The 20,274-nt window shown below is 29.0% G+C and carries 17 protein-coding genes; 10 read left to right on the forward strand and 7 right to left on the reverse strand.

The window, feature by feature from the left end:
* Position 1: 1 nt before the first annotated feature.
* Positions 2-997 carry a type I glyceraldehyde-3-phosphate dehydrogenase gene (gap, locus tag EL235_RS02120; RefSeq protein ID WP_126340715.1) on the reverse strand — a complete coding sequence of 332 codons (996 nt, stop codon included), beginning with the start codon at positions 995-997 and terminating at the stop codon, positions 2-4.
* A 59-nt stretch (positions 998-1,056) separates the two neighbouring features.
* Between gap and nadD the strand changes: the two genes are divergently transcribed.
* The 3 genes from nadD to EL235_RS02135 are packed head-to-tail and all read left to right on the forward strand — an operon-like array spanning position 1,057 to position 4,330.
* On the forward strand, positions 1,057-1,602 hold the full coding sequence (gene nadD / locus EL235_RS02125) for a nicotinate (nicotinamide) nucleotide adenylyltransferase (protein WP_114640115.1): 546 nt from the start codon (positions 1,057-1,059) through the stop codon (positions 1,600-1,602).
* A 13-nt stretch (positions 1,603-1,615) separates the two neighbouring features.
* Positions 1,616-1,945 (forward strand): ribosome silencing factor, encoded by a 330-nt coding sequence (gene rsfS, locus EL235_RS02130; RefSeq protein ID WP_012661160.1) that lies wholly within the window; start codon positions 1,616-1,618, stop codon positions 1,943-1,945.
* A 9-nt stretch (positions 1,946-1,954) separates the two neighbouring features.
* On the forward strand, positions 1,955-4,330 hold the full coding sequence (locus EL235_RS02135; protein ID WP_126340716.1) for a tetratricopeptide repeat protein: 2,376 nt from the start codon (positions 1,955-1,957) through the stop codon (positions 4,328-4,330).
* A gap of 1 nt (position 4,331) precedes the next feature.
* Here EL235_RS02135 and EL235_RS02140 read toward each other — a convergent pair whose 3' ends face one another.
* The 6 genes from EL235_RS02140 to EL235_RS02165 form a co-directional block, all read right to left on the reverse strand.
* Complete coding sequence (locus EL235_RS02140) at positions 4,332-4,706, reverse strand: DUF1090 family protein (RefSeq protein WP_126340717.1); 375 nt, start codon at positions 4,704-4,706, stop codon at positions 4,332-4,334.
* Positions 4,707-4,755: 49 nt separating this feature from the next.
* Complete coding sequence (locus EL235_RS02145) at positions 4,756-6,312, reverse strand: DUF4153 domain-containing protein (RefSeq protein WP_114640117.1); 1,557 nt, start codon at positions 6,310-6,312, stop codon at positions 4,756-4,758.
* The gene (locus EL235_RS02150; RefSeq protein ID WP_126340718.1) at positions 6,305-6,679 is read right to left on the reverse strand and encodes an HIT domain-containing protein; all 375 of its coding nucleotides are present in this window, start codon (positions 6,677-6,679) and stop codon (positions 6,305-6,307) included. Before EL235_RS02150 ends, EL235_RS02145 begins: the two co-directional genes overlap by 8 nt.
* Before the next feature lie 43 nt (positions 6,680-6,722).
* Positions 6,723-8,114, reverse strand: a complete 1,392-nt coding sequence (gene fumC, locus EL235_RS02155; protein WP_039625493.1) for a class II fumarate hydratase — start codon at positions 8,112-8,114, stop codon at positions 6,723-6,725.
* 129 nt (positions 8,115-8,243) lie between these two features.
* On the reverse strand, positions 8,244-10,043 hold the full coding sequence (gene glmS, locus EL235_RS02160; protein WP_126340719.1) for a glutamine--fructose-6-phosphate transaminase (isomerizing): 1,800 nt from the start codon (positions 10,041-10,043) through the stop codon (positions 8,244-8,246).
* Between the two features lie 3 nt (positions 10,044-10,046).
* Positions 10,047-12,401, reverse strand: a complete 2,355-nt coding sequence (locus EL235_RS02165) for a nucleotidyltransferase (RefSeq protein WP_126341188.1) — start codon at positions 12,399-12,401, stop codon at positions 10,047-10,049.
* A gap of 115 nt (positions 12,402-12,516) precedes the next feature.
* On the opposite strand from EL235_RS02165, the gene mqnE reads away from it, so the two are divergent.
* The 7 genes from mqnE to EL235_RS02200 are packed head-to-tail and all read left to right on the forward strand — an operon-like array spanning position 12,517 to position 20,252.
* Positions 12,517-13,581: an aminofutalosine synthase MqnE gene (mqnE, locus tag EL235_RS02170; protein ID WP_039625496.1), complete on the forward strand. Its 1,065-nt coding sequence runs from the start codon at positions 12,517-12,519 to the stop codon at positions 13,579-13,581.
* Positions 13,582-13,589: 8 nt separating this feature from the next.
* Positions 13,590-14,906, forward strand: coding sequence for an NCS2 family permease (locus EL235_RS02175; RefSeq protein WP_039625497.1), 1,317 nt, complete (start codon positions 13,590-13,592; stop codon positions 14,904-14,906).
* A 9-nt stretch (positions 14,907-14,915) separates the two neighbouring features.
* Positions 14,916-15,356, forward strand: coding sequence for a phosphoribosyltransferase (locus EL235_RS02180; RefSeq protein ID WP_039625498.1), 441 nt, complete (start codon positions 14,916-14,918; stop codon positions 15,354-15,356).
* Positions 15,357-15,415: 59 nt separating this feature from the next.
* Positions 15,416-17,815, forward strand: coding sequence for a molybdopterin guanine dinucleotide-containing S/N-oxide reductase (locus EL235_RS02185; protein WP_126340720.1), 2,400 nt, complete (start codon positions 15,416-15,418; stop codon positions 17,813-17,815).
* Positions 17,816-17,817: 2 nt separating this feature from the next.
* Positions 17,818-18,351, forward strand: coding sequence for a monoheme c-type cytochrome (locus tag EL235_RS02190; protein ID WP_039625501.1), 534 nt, complete (start codon positions 17,818-17,820; stop codon positions 18,349-18,351).
* Between the two features lie 6 nt (positions 18,352-18,357).
* Positions 18,358-19,515 carry a glycosyltransferase family protein gene (locus EL235_RS02195; RefSeq protein WP_114640122.1) on the forward strand — a complete coding sequence of 386 codons (1,158 nt, stop codon included), beginning with the start codon at positions 18,358-18,360 and terminating at the stop codon, positions 19,513-19,515.
* Positions 19,512-20,252 carry a pilus assembly FimT family protein gene (locus EL235_RS02200; protein WP_114640123.1) on the forward strand — a complete coding sequence of 247 codons (741 nt, stop codon included), beginning with the start codon at positions 19,512-19,514 and terminating at the stop codon, positions 20,250-20,252. The genes EL235_RS02195 and EL235_RS02200 overlap by 4 nt, the downstream gene beginning before the upstream one ends.
* Positions 20,253-20,274: the final 22 nt, after the last annotated feature.

The raw sequence follows: 20,274 nt of genomic DNA on the forward strand, positions 1-20,274 counted from the left end.
CTTAAACCTTTGCTACAAATACTGCCATATCTACTAAACGAGAAGAATATCCCCATTCATTATCATACCAAGCAACCACTTTAACAAAATCATCGCAAATTACTTGAGTTAAATCACTTGCTACAATTGCACCATAAGAGCAAGTTATAAAATCACTTGAAACTCTTTCTTCATCATCAACCAATAGTATGCCTTTTAAATTGCTAGTAGCTGCTTTTCTAAAGGCTTCGTTAATTTCTTCTTTACTTACTTTTTTCTTTAAAGTTGCAGTTAAATCCACAGTTGATACATCAGCCACAGGTACACGCATGCTTTGACCATGTAATTTTCCATCAAGTTCAGGCATAACAAGTTTCATAGCTTTTGCTGCACCAGTTGAAGTGGGGATGATATTTTGAGCAGCAGCACGTGATCTTCTTTTATCTCTAGCCTTTGCATCAATAATGCTTTGTCCGTTTGTGTAGGCATGAATAGTTGTCATTAAACCTTTTTCTATGCCGAAATTATCTTGTAAAACTCTACAAATTGGACCTAGACAGTTAGTAGTACAACTTGCATTTGAGATGATGTTTTCGCCTTTGTATTCGTGAGCATTTACCCCTAAAACATAAGTTGGAGTTTTATCTTTTGCAGGTGCACTCATGATAACTTTTTGCACCCCATGATCTAAAAATCCTTGACATTTTTCCATAGTTAAGTGTGCGCCAGTACATTCTAAAACAATTTGTGCGCCATATTTTGCAAAGTCTAAATCAGCTACATTTCTGCTTTTTAAAACTTTTATTTTTTTATTATCAATTATTAAATCATCACCTTCATTTTCAACACTACCATCATATACCCCATGAACAGTGTCATATTTAAAAAGATATTTAGTAAGCTCTATATCAGTAGTATCATTAATCGCTACAAGTTCGATATCATCGCGCTTCATAATAATTCTTGCAACACATCTTCCAATGCGTCCAAAACCATTTATTGCAACTTTTACAGCCATTTTCATTTCCTTTTTATGATTAAGTAGGTAAAATTCTACTAAAAAAAGGTTAAATTTTAATGAAAATCGCACTTTTTGGTGGCAGTTTTGATCCACCCCATTTAGGGCATAATGCTATAGTCTTTAATGCGCTAGCAAATTTAGAGCTTGATAAGCTTATTATTATGCCAACTTTTATTAGCCCCTTTAAGCAAGAATTTACCGCAAATGAACAAAGACGCTTAAAATGGTGTGATATGATTTGGGGAGGTTTGGAAAAAGTTGAAATTTGTGATTTTGAAATAAAAAAACAAAGACCCGTACCTAGTATAGAAAGTGTTGATTTTTTGTATAAACAATATACAATTTCTAAATTTTATCTTATTTTGGGAGCTGATCATTTACAAAGTCTTAAAAAATGGCATGAATTTGAAAGATTGCAAAATTTGGTAGAATTTGTTGTAGCTAAAAGAGATGGTATTTTTATACCAAAACATTTTAAAACCTTAGATACTAAAGTAGATATTTCTTCTTCCTTTATAAGACAAACCTTGCAAACATCACAAGTTTGTGAGCAAATCAAAGAAGAAGTTAAGCTTTATTATTCTAAATTTAAAAATATTTAGCAAAAGGAAAACAATGCAAGAAAGAATTAACAATATAGTGCAAATTTTAGATGATAAAAAAGCAGACTTAATAGAAACTTTTGATATGCAAGATAAGGATTATTTTGTCAAATTTGTAGTGATTGCTACTACTATGGGGGAAAGACATGCGCTTTCTTTGATTGATGATTTAAAAACTAATCTTAAAAGTAAAGGTGAGGAGTTTTTAAATATAGAAAGTAGTGAAGAATGGACTGTACTTGATTTGGGAGATATTTTGATTCACTTAATGAGTGAAACTTATAGAGCAAAATATAATATAGAAGAATTTTTAAAAAGTTTAAACAAAGAAAATCAAAACTAGGAAATAAAATTGGATAATTTAATTACTGAGTTATCAGATTTAGCTAAAGAATATTTTGAAAATTCAGAATTTGAAAAATGTGATGAAGTCTTAAGTGAGCTTATAGCTTTTTGTAAGGGTGAAGTTACGCTTGCTCAAGATGGTAAAATGATTTTTATAGATGATGAAGATAAACACCGTTTGCTTTTAGAGGCTTATCATAATAGAGCGTTTTGTAGATTTAATTGCTTGAAATTTCAAGAAGCGCTTGAAGATGTAACTATAGCTGTAGAATTTGATTCTAGTAATGTATTTTTGTTTAATCTTTTGGGCTTGTGTAATTTTAAGTTAGATTTATTACAAGAAGCACTTTTAGCTTTTAATAAAACTATAGCACTGGATAATACATATTATTTAGCATATTTTAACAGAGCTAGGGTTTATATACTTTTAGATGAGCAAACAAAAGCTTTAAAAGATTTACAAACTTGTATCGATTTAGCTCCAGAATATTATATAGCTTATTATACTAGAGCCATTGCCCTGCTTAGTGTTGATCCAAAACAAGCTTTGCTTGATTTTAAGAAGTCTCAAGATTTGGGTTTTGAATCTTCGCAGATTTTTTATTATCAAGGGGTAGCTTATGAGAATTTAGAAGATTATCAAAAAGCTATAGAATTTTTTACCAAGATGATTGAGCAAGATGAGAGTTTTTCTGATGCGTATTATAAAAGGGCTAATAATAAACGTAAAGTCGATGATTTAGAGGGCGCTTTGCAAGATTGCTTAAAATCCATTGAATTAGATAATGAAAATGCAATGGCATATTTGATTTTGGGACATATTTATAAAGACTTAGAAAAGATAGAATTATCAATAGATGCTTTTAAAAAATCAATCGAATTGGATGAAAATTTGCAATATCCATGTTTTGCATTGGCTAGGGTTTTGTATGATTTAGAAGATTATGAGCAAGCTTTGAAGTATTATGATAAAACAATTGAGCTTTATGAAGAATATGCCCAAGCTTACATTAATAGAGGTAATACTAAAATTAATCTAAAAATGACTGAAGAGGCTATAGAGGATTTTGATTTAGCAGCTAAATATTATCAAGAAAGAGCAAGAAAGCATGACTTTACTCCATCAGAATTAGCAGAACTTGAACACGCAGTTCCTTATGGTTTTTATCATTTAGGTAATAGCTTATACGAGATAGATAAATATGATGAAGCTTTGATAAGTTACGAAAAAGCTTTAAAATATCAAAAAGAATATCCCGATGTATTTTTTAATAGGGCTTATTTAAAATCTGATCTTGAAAAATATGAGGAAGCTTTAGAAGATAGCGAACTAGCTGTTAAATATTATAAAAAGCAAAATAATACCCAAGATTATGCTAATTCCCTTTCTCAAAGAGCTTGGATTAAAAGTAGACTTGAAAGATTTCAAGAAGCTATGGATGAATACAATGAGCTTATAAAAACATATAAAGATTGTATTGATTTAAAAGATGTGTTATTTGAAAGAGCATATTGTGCAAAAGAACTTGAATCATATGAAGAATTAATAGCTTATTGTAATGCAGCACACAAGGTGGATAAAAATAATTTTAAACTTTATTTTTGGCGAGGAATTGCTAAATATAATTTAAGCTTAGAAGAAGAAGCTATAGAAGACTTAAACAAGGCTTTAAAAATCGATAAAAACCATAATGGTGCAAAATATTATAAAGGACTTTGTTATGAAGATCTTTATATGTTTGAAGAGGCTATAAAATGTTATGATAGCGTGATTTTAAGTAACGAAGAGGATGATGAGTCGTATTTTCATAGAGCAAAATGCAAAAGAAATCTTGAAAAATATAACGAAGCTTTAAAAGATATCAATGAATGCTTAAAAATAATTGATGATATTGGGGAGTATTGGATAGAAAAAGCACAAATTTTAAGTTTTTTAGGAAAATATGATGAAAGCTTTGAAGCGGCAAAAAAAGCAAGTGAGCTTGAGCCAAAATCATATGAGTGTTATCATTTTATGGGTGCAGTTAAAGTATATTCGCAAGATTTTAAAGAAGCTATAAAATATCTTAACATGGCTTTAAATTTAGATGATAGTCAAAATTGGACACATTATTACAAGGCAGAGTGTTTAAGAAATTTAGGTGATTTTCATGATGCATTGCAATGTTATGAAGATTGTTTAAAGATAGTAAATGAAAATACCGATGCTTTGGTGGGAAAAATTCAGTGTTTAGAAGAGTTAAAAGAATACGAACAAGCTTTGGAGTGTACTAAAGATTTATTAAAACTTGATGAAGAAAATGAGTTTGCATTAAAAAATCAAGATATTTTAATGCAAAAATTAAAACAGCAAAATAAAAAATGGTGGCAAATTTGGAATTAAATTAGAGTTTGTTGATATATTCTTCAATCTCTTTTTTGATTTTGTCTTTTTTGTCTTTTAAAGCTTGTTTTTTATTTTTATACTCTGTTTTACTCATATAATCTTTTTGTTTTTTTAATTCTTTTAACTCTTGTTCGATTTTTTCTATCTCTTGCTCTTTAAGTTTTTTAGCCTCTAATTTTTTATCATAAAAAAGAGGATCTTTTGCACAATCTGCCTGAACTTCTTTTAAGGATAATTCTAAACTTAAAGCTTTTTCTTGATGATTGTAATTTTTAGCATAAGCTATTTCTTTTTGAATTTGCTCTATTTTAACCTCACATTGTGTGGAAAATGCAAACGAGCAAAGTGTAAGCAAAAATAACAACTGTTTCATAGTTTAAACCTTTCTTTTTTTGATATTTTAGTTTATTATATTAAATAATTTATTTGCTGTTTTTAATAAAAACATGAGTTTTAAAAAAAGTTATTTGACCTTTTATGTTAATATTAAATTCTAAAGGGATAAAAATCAAAGATGAGCCATTGTTAAGTTTGTAGCTTAATTGTGAATTTTTCTGGTAGTTTTTTAAGACTTTGTCAAAATTTTCAAGTTTTAAAAGTTCTTTTTCTTGAAGTAAAAAATGCAAGGTGTTGTCATCAATCTTCATAAAATATTTAAATTCACTTGTATTAGCAATAAAATCAAATAATACTTCGTCATAATTTTCTTTTAGTTTGGAGTATTTTGGATGAAATTTTTTGGACATATTATGAAATTTTATTTTTTGTGGCTTTAAATGAGTTAGATTATAAGTTTTTAAAAAATCATCAAAACTATAGCTGTTATTATAATTTTTATCAAGACTATGCAAGGTGTTTTTGATACTTTTAATTTGATCGTAGTATTGCTTACTTTGGGCATAGTCAAGATTTAAAGAGTGTATAGAGTTTTCTAGTTTTTGCAATTGGTATTTTTGCGAAGAGAAACTTATGTAATTTGCAAAAAATCCTAAAAATAAGGATATAAGTGCAAGTAGATAAAAAGAAAATTTTAATGCAATTTTTTGTTTAAATACGCTTAGATAGTTTGCAACCAAAAGCCATAAATTTAAAGCCAATACTGCTAAGCGTTCCGGTGTAAAGCCATATTGTGTAATTCTAATTATAATAGCATAAAATACGAAAATATTTAGTGATAGCACTACAATAAAAAAGACATAGAGTAATGCTTTTTTGATTTTATAAAAAGATAAATTTATCCAAAGATTAATTAATAAAAAATTACCAAACCAAAGACATAAATGAACTATACTAAGATTTTTTAAAAGATTAAATAATACTCCTAAGCCATAAGTAAAAAGCATGATTATATATAAAATACTAAAAGTATTTAGTATAAATATAAAAATTTTATTAAAATTATATGAAGTAAAATTACCAAGTAAAAATAAAGAAAAAATTCCAGCACTAAAAAGCCACAATGACAGAACATGAGAATTTAGTTTACTTGAAGAAATATCAAATAAAAAATCAAACGAACCATAAAATATAGCTAAAAATATACCAAAAATTAGCCAAAAGCTTATACTAAAAGAAAGGGCAGCTAAAAAATGATGAAAATAATTGAAATCACATAATTTTCTTGCACACACTAAAGCTATAAGAGTTGTTGTTAAAGAAATATATAAAGAATTATTAGTAAAAAATATTAAATAATTTTCTATACCATCTTTAAAGATAAAATTTAAAAATATATAAAAAATTAGTCCAAAAAATCCAACCCATAAATTTTTCAAGCTTTTATAATTTTGTATTAAATTACTTCTTGAGTTAGTGAATGTTTCGCAAAAAATTATAAATAGGGTTAAAAGTAGAAAAATACTAGTTTGATATGAATTATAAAAAAATGCTATAAAAAACCAAAAAAATAAATAAAAAATAACTCCAAGTGGATGATGTAATAAAGCTATATAGCTAGAATTAATAAATTTTTTAAACATGAATATTTTTTATTTTTTTAAGTAAAATTGATACAAATCCTTCAAAATCAGGCAATTTTAAATCCTTAACTTCTCTTTGTTGTTTTCCCCACATGCATTCAGGAAAAAACCCATCTTCTTTAAAACGCGCCATAACATGAAAATGCACTCTTGGTACATAGTTTGCAAAAGAAGCTATGTTGATTTTTTCTGGGTTATAATACTCTCTAAGGCTTAATTCGCAAGCTAAAACATGCTGAAAAAGCATATTTTGTAAAAAGGTTGGACAATCACTTAATTCTCTGTAATTTTCTTTAGTAAAAATTTTTACCCAAGGAATTTGAGAATTTTCTTTTTCTATAAATAAATAATCATTTTCATAAATCATACTAACTCTTAAGAAAAGACTAGGGTTATTCCTAGTCTTTTGATTATTTTTTTGGTCCTATCATTTTTGTAGGATCTACAAATTTAGCAAAGTCTTCTTCGCTTACTAAACCAAGCTCCATAGCACTTTCTTTTAAAGAAATACCTTTTTTGTGAGCATTTTTTGCTACTTTAGCTGCATTTTCATAACCAATGTGTGGATTTAATGCAGTTACTAGCATTAAAGAATTATGTAAGTTAAAATCAATTTTTTCTTTATTTGGCTCTATACCAACAGCACAGTGGATATTAAATGAATGCATAGCATCAGCCAATAAATCAAGACTTTGCAAGAAGTTATAAATAATCACAGGTTTAAAAACATTAAGCTCGAAATTTCCTTGGCTTGCTGCAAAACCAATAGCTGCATCATTTCCCATAACTTGTACTGCAACCATAGTTAAAGCTTCGCACTGAGTAGGATTAACCTTACCTGGCATGATAGAACTTCCTGGTTCGTTTTCAGGTATGTTTAACTCTCCAAGACCACATCTAGGACCACTTGCTAGCCATCTAATATCATTTGCTATTTTCATTAAATTTGCAGCTAAACCTTTCATAGCTCCATGGGTAAAATTAATTGCATCATGGCTTGTTAGTGCATGGAATTTATTTGGACTTGAAACAAATTTAGTGCCTAAAAGCTTGCTTAATTCCTCGCTTACTTTTTCGCTAAGTTCTGGATGAGCATTTAAACCTGTTCCAACAGCTGTTCCGCCTATTGCAAGTTCTCTTAGTGTAGGTAAAGAAGTGATGATTTGTTCTTTTGAGTGAAGTAACATAGAAAGATATCCACTAAATTCTTGAGCTAAGGTAAGTGGTGTAGCATCTTGGAGGTGAGTTCTTCCTATTTTAATAATCCCTTCAAATTCTTTTACTTTCTTCTCAAAAGTTGCAATAAGCTCATCTAAAGCAGGGATAAGTTTTTTTTCTACTTGTTCTACTGAAACTATGCTCATAGCAGTTGGAAAGGTATCATTTGAGCTTTGGCTCATATTTACATGATCATTTGGATGAACAAGTTTTTCTTTTCTAAAATCACCACCCATAATTTCAGTAGCACGATTTGCTATAACTTCATTCATATTCATATTACTTTGAGTTCCTGAACCTGTTTGCCATATTGCTAGTGGGAAGTTATCGTCAAATTTTCCTGCTACAATTTCATCGCAAGCTTGCACAATAGCATCTTTTTTAGCATCGTCTAATTTGCCAAGTTTGTTATTAACTAAAGCCAAAGATTTTTTAAGATTTGCAAAAGCATAAATTAAAACTTTTGGCATTTTTTCACAACCAATTTTAAAATTTTCAAAACTTCTTTCAGTTTGTGCACCCCAATATTTATCATTAGGAACTTTAATCTCTCCCATAGTATCGTGTTCGATTCTATATTCCATGGCTTTTCCTTAGTAATAAAATAAGATATGATATTTAAACCAAATAAACCCTAAAGTTTGCTTATAATTTAAGAAGTATTTATAAAATTTTTTAAAAAAGTGTAGTTTTTTTAAAACTACACAAAATATTTATTCTACGGTAACACTTTTTGCTAAATTTCTTGGCATATCCACATCATTGCCAAGTCTTATAGAAACTTCTAAAGCAAGAAGTTGTAAGATCACCATCATTTCAAAAAATTCACACATATAGTGTTCTTGTTTTGAAGTTCTTATAAAATCATCGCTTAAATCAAAATCAAGCGGAGAAATAGCAAGTAAGGTAGAATCCCTTGCAGCTAATTCTTCTACATTTGATTTGGTTTTTTCATAAAGACAATTTTGTGGCATTAATGCAACAGTAAAAAGCTCACTATCTGCTAGAGCAATAGGCCCATGTTTCATCTCTCCTGCTGGATAGCCTTCAGCATGCAAGTATGAAATTTCTTTTAATTTTAAAGCCCCTTCTAAAGCTAATGGATAAAATACATCTCTTCCTATAAAGAAAAAGCCATGACCATGTAGATATCTTTTTGAAATTCTATGTACTTTTTCATGTAAGTTTTGTTCAACTTTAACTATACTTGGCAAGCTTCTTAGAGCTTTGATTTCTTTGCTCATATCCAAATTTGCTTTTTGTGCAAGATAGATTGCAAGCATCCATAAAGTTGCTACTTGAGTGGCAAAGGCTTTAGTTGAAGCTACACCTTTTTCAATGCCCGCTCTAGTAAGTAATGATATATCAGCCAAACGTACAATGTTAGAATTATCTACATTGCATATTGCTAAAGTTTTAACTCCTTGTGCTTTTGCTATTTTTAAAGCTTCTAATGTATCAGCTGTCTCACCACTTTGAGAAATTACCACAAAAAGAGTATTTTTGCCTATAATGGCTTCTCTGTATCTAAATTCACTTGCTACTTCAACTTTAGTTTTAATCTTTGCAAGTCTTTCAAGCAAATAAGCCCCGCTTAATGCTGCATGATAGCTTGTGCCACAAGCACAAAGTGTGATTTCATCTATGTTTTGTAAAAGAGTTTCATCTATATCTTCAAAAACAATCTGCTCACCTTGCAAGCGTCCCATTAAAACTTCGCCCAAAACTCTACTTTGCTCATAAATTTCTTTTTCCATGAAAAATCTATAACCATCTTTTTGAGCATAACTTTTATCTTGACTTAAAGCCACAAAAGTAGGTTGTATGCAAGCTTGATCATGACAAATTTTGCATTCGTTTAAATTAACATAACCGTAATCTCCATCTTCAAGATAAGCCACTTTATCTACCAAAGAAACTAAAGGTGCATCGCTTGATGCAAAATAATATTCATTTTCATCACCATTTTTTCCGATGATGAGTGGTACTGCGTTTTTAGCAAAATAAATTGTATTAGGATCTTTTTTACTTACAAGTAAGATTGCAAAAGCACCTTTTAGTTCAGCTATAGTTTTTTTAAAAGCTTCAAATAGTTCTAAATTACTTGCATAGTATTCAAATAAATGTACAATAACTTCGGTGTCAGTTTGACTTAGAAAATTAATACCTTCTTGTGCGAGTTTTGTTTTTAATTCTTGGTAATTTTCTATGATTCCATTATGTATTACACAAGAGTATTGTCCTAAATGTGGATGAGCATTTATTTCAGTTGGTTTTCCATGAGTTGCCCAACGCGTATGGCCTATAGCAAGTCCAAAGCCATTACTATTAAAATTAGCAGTTTTATTAGCTAAATTTTCTAACTTTCCAACCGCTTTAAAAAAGTCCAACTCCCCATCTTTCATTACTGCTATACCAGCACTATCATAACCTCTATACTCAAGCTCTTTTAAGCCTTCTAATATGATTTTTTTCTTTTCTTTGGTTCCTATATATCCTACTATTCCACACATCTTTTACTCGCTTATTAGTGATTTAAGAATTTGATCTTTATGATCTTGCAAGCTTTCATTTTTATGCAAAATCAAAACATTTCTCGTTCTTTCCTTTATGGTTTGAATTTTTGCTGCACTTAAGATAATATCATATCTTGCAAGCACATCCATCACATAAGCCATCAAACCTTTTTGATCTTTTGTGTTTAAGGTTATTTTGGCATAGCTTTTGGAATAATTCATATCTAATTTTAATTCATCTTTTTTAATGTTTGGTTTTTTTGCCTTTTTTTGTACTTTTAAATGTAATTTAGAATTAAGTAAATTTTCTAAACTTTGCTTTTGATTATCGCTTACTATATCCGAATATTCAAATTTCAAATAAACTTTTTCATCAAATAATTCAAAGAAACTCATAAAGATTAAATTTAAAGAACTTAAAGTATTTAGTATATTTTCAAGATTGTTTTTTCTATTCATTATAAGCTCTAGGGTAAAATTATCTTGATTATCAAGCCAAAAAGTAAAATTTTCTTTTTGTGCAATTTGTGTTATTTTGATGATTTTTTCAAAACTATTTTTTATAAAAAAGAGATTGGATTTAATATGAGTGATATTATTTTGAGTTTGTTCATCAAGATCTAAAAAAGCCTTACTTCTTTTTAGAGTTTGTTCTTTTTTTACTCTTCTTTGACTTTCATCAATCAAATTCTCATCCTCAAAGCCTTCTAGTGCATTTTGAAATAATCTTTCTAAGCTTTTATAATAAAAATGATTTTCTATACCTAAAGCTTTAGCATTACAAAAAGATAAAAGATGTAAAGTTTTTAAGGTATTTATATCATTTAATTTGGAAATAAAATTTAAAACAATAGTAGAATTATAAATATCTTCTTTTTCTATAATGTCTTTAAAAGCATTAAAATTCTTATATAATCTTAAGCCAAAATCTAAAAGTTCATTATCGATTTGGAATTTTCCCACATAAGCCCTATAAATATTTGCCAAAGAAATTTCATTTTCTTCATGAATAGCACTTAAAAGTATGGTGAGCTTTATTATTAAAAGTGTATTTTTATTAAAATCGTAATCTTTTTCTTCAAAGTGTTTTAAGCAAAGTAATGCTCTATCTAACGCACTATAAATACCTTCTTCTTCGAGCAGGAATTTGCTTTGAGTAAGAGGTTTGCAAAAATCTTTTAAAATATTAGCATCAGCAAGAAGTTTTAAAAGAGCAAAAGAATGCTTTCTTTCTAAAATTTTCTTGAATAATTCTAAATTTTCATCTTTGTTTTCTACTCTTTTTAATGCAAAAATGAGTTTAATATCAAAATTATAGTCTTTATCATCTAATTTTAAAAGTTGATTTAATATCAAATTTAGGTTTTCACTTTTGTTAGAATAAGCAAAAAAGTTATCTTGTGTTTCATAAAGTTCATTATCTTTATAGTGTTTTTCTTGGATGCATCTTGCTAAAAATTGCGTATAAATTCCACAAGTTTGCATGCATTGCATAGCTTTTTGAATAAGTATGGATTTAAGATCTAAATTTTTCTTTTCTTTTTTTTGCATTAAGCTAGCAAGTTCTTGTGAATTTTGTATTAAAAATAAATTGGTATTTTTACCTTCTAAAAGATTCATTGCACATTTAAGTGAAAACAAAAAATCGCTTGCAAGTTTAAATTCACTTAATTCTTTTTCGTTGATAAAATTAAGCATATAATTTTTAGGAGAATCTTTAAATAATATACTTAAATTTTCTATATCAAGTTGCTCATCTAAACCACCAAAATTTTTATTAATATCAAATTCTTGCTTGATTAAAGGTTGATGATAAGGGTTAAATTCTTGTAAAATTTTTAAAGCAAATTCTTCTTTTAACTCATCTTGAGCTTGAGAAATTTTTTCTTTGATTTGTTTGAATAAAATTTTAGATCCACAAATATAACGATATTGTAAAATATTTTGTTTTAGCTCGTTTTTAGCTATATTGTAAAGTCCATTTATTTCACAAATTTGATAATTGATATTTAAATTAATATCATTTAAAGAAGTAATAAATGCTTTCATCAAAGGCTTGATGTTATAAGCTTTTATGTCTTTATAAATAAGCAATAAATCAACATTTTCTTTTATGCTTAAATTCATTTTGGCATATTGTTTAATAGCGATAATACAAAAAGGAAATTTATCATTATGTGGAAAATAATCATCAAAAAAATCATTCAAAACAAGTTCGTAAACATCTTCTATAAAACGATCAATTTCTTTAGAGTGGTAAAAACTAAACGAGCCTTGTTTTAAAAAAAGTCTGGAGCAATAAGCTTCATAATCTTTTAAAGAATTTTTTAATTTTTGAATTTTTTGTATATTCATAACTTGATAATAATCCTTATTTAATTTTACTAGTATCATACCAAAAATACTTTGTATTAAATTTTAAGTAAGTTAAAATTATAATTGTAATTTAAATTTAAAAAATGGTAAGAACATGCAAACAATTATAGAAAAACTAGAAAATCAGGAAAGATTAAATGAAGAAGAAGCCAATAAGCTTTGGGATTTAGAGCTTTTTACTTTAGGCAAATACGCACAAAAAATTCGCACTAATTTGCATGGTAAAAAGGTCTATTTTAATATTAATCGCCATATTAATCCTACAAATATATGCGCAGATACTTGTAAATTTTGTGCTTTTTCAGCACACAGAAAAAATCCTAATCCTTACACCATGTCGCACGAAGAGATAATGAAAATAGTCGATGAAACAGTTTTAAGAGATACCAAAGAAATTCATATTGTTTCAGCGCACAATAAAAACACATCATGGCAGTGGTATTTGGAAATTTTTAAAATGATTAAAGAAAAATATCCATTTTTACATATTAAAGCCCTAACTGCTGCTGAGATTGATTTTTTAAGCAGGGCTTTTAATATGAGCTATGAAGGTGTGATAGAAAAAATGCTTGAATATGGTGTTGATTCTATGCCAGGTGGTGGGGCTGAAATTTTTGATGAAGAAGTTAGAAAAAAAATTTGCCATGGTAAAGTAAGTAGTGAAAATTGGTTAAAAATTCATAAACTTTGGCATGAAAAAGGCAGACAAAGTAACGCCACAATGCTTTTTGGGCATATAGAAAGCAGAGAAAATAGAATTAATCATATGATAAGATTGAGAAATCTTCAAGATCAAACCGGTGGTTTTAATGCTTTTATTCCTTTGGTTTGGCAGCAAGATAATAGTTTTATTACAGGTAAAAAACCACTTGGTTCGGTAGAAATTTTAAAAACTCTAGCCATAGCAAGGATAGTGCTTGATAATATTAAAAATATCAAAGCTTATTGGGCGACCATGGGTATAAATTTAGCAATGGTAGCTCAAGATTTTGGCGCAAACGATTTAGATGGTACTATAGAAAAAGAAAGCATACAAAGTGCAGGTGGCGCAAAAAGTTCAAATGGCTTGAGTTTAAAAACTTTTGTAGAAATGATTCAAAGTTCAGGTTATATAGCGATAGAACGTGATAGTTTGTATAATGAATTAAAAACTTATTAAGGATAAAAATGGATTTTTTTAAACTTAAAGAGCATAATAGTGATGTAAAAACTGAAATTTATGCAGGTATTGCTACTTTTTTAGCAATGATTTATATTATACCAGTTAATGCAAATATTATGAGTAATTCAGGTATGCCGCTAGAAGCTTTAATTGTTGCAACCGCTTTAGTGACTATTATAGCTACTACTTTTAGCGCCTTTTTTTCTAATACTCCTGTGGCTATGAGTGTGGGTATGGGGTTAAATGCGTATTTTACTTTTAGTGTGTGCAATACCTATCAAATTCCTTGGCAAAGCGCTTTGGGAGCTGTGTTTTTATCGGGTATTATTTTTACTTTATTATCTTTTACTAATTTTAGGATTTGGGTGATAAAAAGTATACCAAATGATTTAAGAAAAGCTATATCAGCAGGAATTGGAACCTTTATAGCCTTTATGGGACTTGTACAAATGGGGATTATCACTAAAAGTGAAGCAACCTTAGTAGGTTTGGGTGATTTCTCAAACACTAAAGTGCTTTTTGGGCTATTTGGTTTATTTTTGGTTTTTGTTTTTTGGGCTTGGAGGATTAAAGCTGCATTTATTTTAGCAGTTTTTGTAAGTGCTTTATGTGCTTGGATTTTTGGCATTGATGGAGCTAAGTTTCCAGAGCAACTTTTATCTTTACCAGTTATTAGTGGAGATAATGGTTTAAGCGCTATATTTGGTAAGCTTGATATTAAAGGTGCATTAGAGCTTAGTATGATTCCTATAGTGCTTACTTTTTTTGTTACTCAGCTTTTTGATAGTGTGGGTACAATTACAGGCGTAGGCTCAAGAGGAAAAATCTTTGACGATCCAAAGCAAGGCGAGAAAAAATTAGGCAAAACCTTAGGTGCTGATGCTGCTAGTTCAGCTATGGGGGCTGTTATTGGAACTTCTACTGTAACTGCTTTTGTGGAAAGCTCAGCAGGGGTAGAAGCAGGGGGTAGGACAGGGCTTACAGCTTTAGTTACTGCTATATGTTTTATTTTTACTTTATTTTTACTACCAGTATTTAAAGCTATTCCCGCAAATTCCATCTATCCTATTTTGGTTCTTGTTGGAGTTTTAATGTTTATGGAAGTTGCAAATATTAATTTTAAAGATAAAGCTATAGCAGTAAGTGCATTTTTTATTATTATCATGATGCCGCTAACTTATTCTATTACTACAGGTTTTGCTTTTGGATTTATTGCGTATTTATTTATGCGTATCATGCAAAAAGAATTTGATAAAATTAGTTTTGGTATTATTGTATTAAGTGCGATTTCATTATTAGTATTTTTATTACAATTTTTATAGGAAGTGATTATGTATTATTATGCTTATGAAGAATTTCAAAAAGAAATTATTCCTTTTACACGTAAAATTAAGGAAGAATTTAATCCTGATGTATTACTTGCGATTGCAAGAGGTGGTATGACTTTAGGTCATTTTTTAGCAGAAGGTATGGGAAATAGAAACTTATTTTCTTTAAATTCTATTCATTATGAAGATACACAAAAGCTAGATACGATTAAAATTTTTAATATTCCTGATCTAAGTTCATATAAAAAAGTTCTTTTGGTAGATGATATTATAGATAGTGGTGAAACTATGATAGAAATCAAAAGAGTTTTAATGGAAAAATATCCTCGCTTAGAACTTAAAGTAGCAAGTGTTTTTTATAAACCTTCAGCATTATTAATTCCTGAGTTTTATATAAAAGAAGCTAAAGAGTGGATTGACTTTTTTTGGAGTATTAAAATTTAAGTTTTAATTAAATATGAGTATTATAATACTGTCATATTTTTATTAAGAAAGGATGCTTTATGAGTTTAACTAGAAGGAAATTTTTAAAAGGACTAGCTGCTACCTCAGCAATTGCTTCGGTTAATCCTTTAATAGCCGCAAGCGAGGGAACTAAATTTTATGATACTAAAAAAATCCCACATGCTACGCATTTTGGTGCTTTTTGGGCTGAAGTAAATTCAGAAGGAAAGCTTGTAAAAGTCACACCGCAACAATCTGATAAACATCCTTCTATTATTACTGATGCTATCATTGATAGAACTTATTCAGACACTAGAGTGAAATATCCTTGTGTTAGAAAAAGTTTTTTAGAAGGAAAGAAAAGACCTAAATTAAGAGGTAAAGAGCCTTTTGTAAGAGTAAGTTGGGAAAAAGCTTTAGAGCTTGTATTGCAAAAGTTAAAAGAAACCCCTATTGAAAATTTATTTAATGCAAGTTATGGTGCTTGGGGGCATGTGGGCTTGTTGCATAATTGTAATTCAGTAGCAGGAAGATTTTTCAATACTGCTTTAGGTGGTCACATCGGCACTGATGGAGAGTATAGTAATGGTGCTGCGGGTAAAGTAAATGCTAGTATAGTAGGGGATTTAGAAGTTTATTCTTTACAAACTTCTCATGAGGTTATCTTAGAAAATACCCAAGTTTATGTTTTATGGGGAGCTGATCTTTATAAATGTAATCAAATTGACTTTAAAGTTGCAAATCGTGGCAATGATGAGTATTATAAAAAATACAGCAAATCAAATATCAAATTTATTAGCATTGATCCTCAATACACTCAAACGGCAGAAATTTTAAATGCCCAGTGGATTAAAATTCGCCCAAATACTGATGTAGCTTTAATGCTTGGTATGATGAATTATTTATATAAAAGTGGAAAATATGATAAAAAATTTATTGAAAAATATACTGATGGTTTTGATAAATTTTTACCTTATTTACTTGGAAAAACTGATGGTATTGATAAAACTCCAGCTTGGGCTGCAAATATTACCGGCGTTGAAGAAAAAGTTATCACAATCTTAGCAGATACTTTTGTAAAAAACAGAACTTTCTTAGCAGGTAACTGGGCTATGCAAAGAGCACACCATGGTGAACAAGCTGATTGGACTTTAATGGTTTTAGCCTCAATGATAGGTCAAGTAGGTCTACCTGGTGGTGGATTTGGCTTTTCTATGCATTATTCAGGTGGTGGACAAGCGTTTTCAGGTGTAAGATTACCAGTAGGCTTACCACAAGGCAAAAATAATCTTGATACTAATATTCCTGCAAGTAGGATTTCAGAAGCTATTTTAAATCCAGGTAAAACAATTAAATTTAAAGGTAAGGAAATCACTTACCCAAAAATCAAACTTATGTATGTAGTCGGTGCTTCTATTTTAGGACACCATCCAAATACAAATGAACTTATTAAAGCTTTAAGAACTCTTGATACACTAATTGTGCATGAGCCATGGTGGACACCTATGGCAAAAATGGCTGATATTGTATTACCTTCAACCACAACTTTAGAAAGAGATGATATTAGTTTTGGTGGTTCTTATTCTCAAGATTATGTTTATGCTATGAAAAAAGTAATTGAGCCTTACTTTGAAAGTAGAAATGATTATGATATTTTTGAAGAATTGGCAAAAAGAATAGGTGAAAGAGAGCATAAAAAATTCACTGGAAATAAAACAAAGCAACAATGGCTTGAAGGTTTTTATGGTAGAAGCGATTGTCCTTATTATATGGAATTTGCTGATTTTTGGAAACAAGGTTTTATTCATTTTGAAGCTCCAAAAGAAGCTTATAACTTCGTAAGACACTCTGAATTTAGAGCTGATCCTGTGGTGAATAAACTTGCAACAGAAAGTGGAAAAATTCAAATTTATTCACCGAAATTTGAAAAATATAATTTAGATGACTTTAAAGCACATCCAACTTGGTTTGAGCCTGCTGAGTGGTTAGGTAATGAAAAATTAGTTAAAAAATATCCTTTCCATTTGTTAAGCCCGCATCCAAGATATAGAGTGCATTCTCAGCTTGATAATACTTGGGTAAGAGATTTATATAAAATTCAAGGTAGAGAGCCTGTGATGATTAATACAAATGATGCTAAAAAACTTGGTATTACACACGGGGAAGTTGTAGAAGTGTATAATGATCGTGGGTCACTTCTAGCAGGAGCTTTTGTAACAGATAATATCATGGAAGGAGTTATTAGTATTCAAGAAGGCGCTTGGTATGATCCTGAAGATATAAGCGATAATAAGCCAAGATGTAATGCAGGTCATGTAAATGTTTTAACTAGTTCAAGACCAACTTCAACTATGGCTCAAGCAACAAGTGTAAATACTTGTCTAGTAGGTGTTAAAAAGCTAAAAGAAGTTATAAAACCTTATAACTCAACTACACCGCCAGAAATCATAGGAGCTTAATAATGAAGAAAATTATATTAGTATTGACTTTTTTAGCTAGTGCTTTATTTGCTAAAGATATGTTTATTTTTAATGAAAAAGTAGATCTTTTAGATAGTGTTAGCAAGAAGGTAGTAGGACAAATTTATGAAGGCTCTAAAGTAGAGCTTATAAAAGAAGAGGGCGAATATTCTTTAGTCAAAGTTAAAGGTGAGGTTGTAGAGTCAAATCCAAAAAGTCTTGCCTATACTAAAGATGGAATTTATCTTTTGCTTACTTTAAATGCTAAAAATGCAAATAATGAGATGGAGTTTTTAGTTAAAAGTAAAGATTTAACCGATCAAGAAATTCTTGCTTGGGATGAGATAGAATTAACCTATTATGATACTTGTACAAGTTGTCATGCAGCGCATAAGCCAAAAGAGCATTTAATGGAAGAATGGGATGCATACTTATCTGCTATGCAAGGTTTTGCAAAAATTACTGACGCAGAAAAAGATAGAATTTTAAGATTTTTACAATCTCACGCAAGCAATGGACCTGTAAAACTTGACTAATCAAAAATGAAAAGGTATTTACTAGCTGTTTTATTTTTTGATTTTTGTGCTTTACTATATGGCATAAGCACTTTATCTATAAGTTATAACGAAGCACAAATTTATTTTTACGATCATAGCTTAGTTGCTATGATCGCTAGATTTGGTACTGCTCTTTTTGGTCAAAATGATTTTGGATTAAGACTACCTTTTGTTTTATTACATTCTTTAAGTTGTGTTTTATTGTACATTTTAGCTTTAAGATATACTAAAACCTCTTTTGATGCTTTTATTTCTGTGGTGCTTTTTATATTACTTCCTGGCAGTGTTGCTAGTGCTTTGCTTGTTAATGAATCAAGTATTGTGATATTTTTTACCCTTTTAATTTTAGTATTATTTGAATATAAAAAAATATTTTTATTTTATGTTTTATTAGTTTTAGTTCTTTTTATAGATGGAAATTTTGCAATTTTATACTTATCTTTTTTCTTTTATGCTATTTATAAAAAGGATAAATTGCTTATTTTATGCTCTTTGATTTTATTTGCTATTGCAATGAGTGTTTATGGATTTGATGCAAGTGGAAAACCTAAGGGGTATTTTTTGGATACTTTGGGTATTTTTGCAGCTTGTTTTTCTCCTTTGATTTTTCTTTATTTTTTTTATGTTGTTTATAGAATTCTTTTACAAGAAGATAAACCACTTTTATGGTTTATTAGTGCAACTACTTTTGTTTTTTGTTTAATTTTTTCTATAAGACAAAGACTTTTTTTAGAAGATTTTTTACCTTTTTGTGTGGTTTGCACCCCTTTGTTGATTCGTTATTTAATGTCTTCTTATCGCTCAAGAATGCCACAACTGCGCTTAAAACATAAAATTTTTATAGAATGCTCTTTGATATTTTTATTGTTTTTTTATCTTGGTATTATTTTTAATCAAAGTTTTTATTATTTATTAAAAGATCCAAAAAAACATTTTGCCTATGATTATAACATAGCTAAAGAATTAGCACTAAATTTAAAACAACAAAATCTCACACATATTTTCATCCAAGATAAAGAACTAGCTTTAAGACTTGAATTTTATGGTATTTCTAAAGGTAAACTAGAGCTTTATTCTAGTAAAAAAGCTAGTAAGATATATGTTAGTTTGGGTAAGCATAAAGTTTATTATTCTATAAAATGAAGCAAGCTTTTACTTTAATAGAACTAGTTTTTGTTTGTGTTATATTATCCTTATTATTTTCTATGGGCTATGTTTATTATAAACCTGATTACTTGCGTTTGGGAGCTGAACAAGTTTTAAATGATATTAAATACACAAGACACTTAGCTTTAATACAAAATGATTTTAGGGCAAAAGATTTTAACATTGCTAAACGAGAGTGGTTTAAGGCTAAATGGCAGCTATATTTTATACGATCTAAATCCGCTACCAATAATGAGCAAACTTATACTATTTTTTTGGATAAAAACGGTGATGGAAATGCAAATATAGGTAAAAATATGATTAATAAAGACAGAGAAATAGCTGTTGATATTATTAACCCTGACATATTAATGAACTCAGGTCAAAGTGGAGTGATAAATCAAAATGACTTCAAAGCAAATTTAAAATATAATATAGAAAAAACTTATGGTATATCTAAGGTTTTATTTGAAGGTGTTTGCAAAGGTAGTACGCGTTTAGTTTTTGATGATTATGGTCGTTTATATACGCCTTTAAAAAATGCTACACGCATTTATGACAAACTTGCATCTTTTAACAATGATTGTATTATAAGATTATCTAATAACAAAGATCAACATATATGTATAGTTATAAATCCCATAAGTGGTTATGCTCATATTCCTAAATTTGATCAAAACAACAAGCAATCAATGATAATAAATAATAAAGTCATAAGTTGTGATGATATGTAATTTTAGTTTCCAAACATTAACT

Origin of the sequence: Campylobacter lari, from assembly GCF_900638335.1 — a bacterium.
GTDB lineage: Bacteria > Campylobacterota > Campylobacteria > Campylobacterales > Campylobacteraceae > Campylobacter_D > Campylobacter_D lari_E.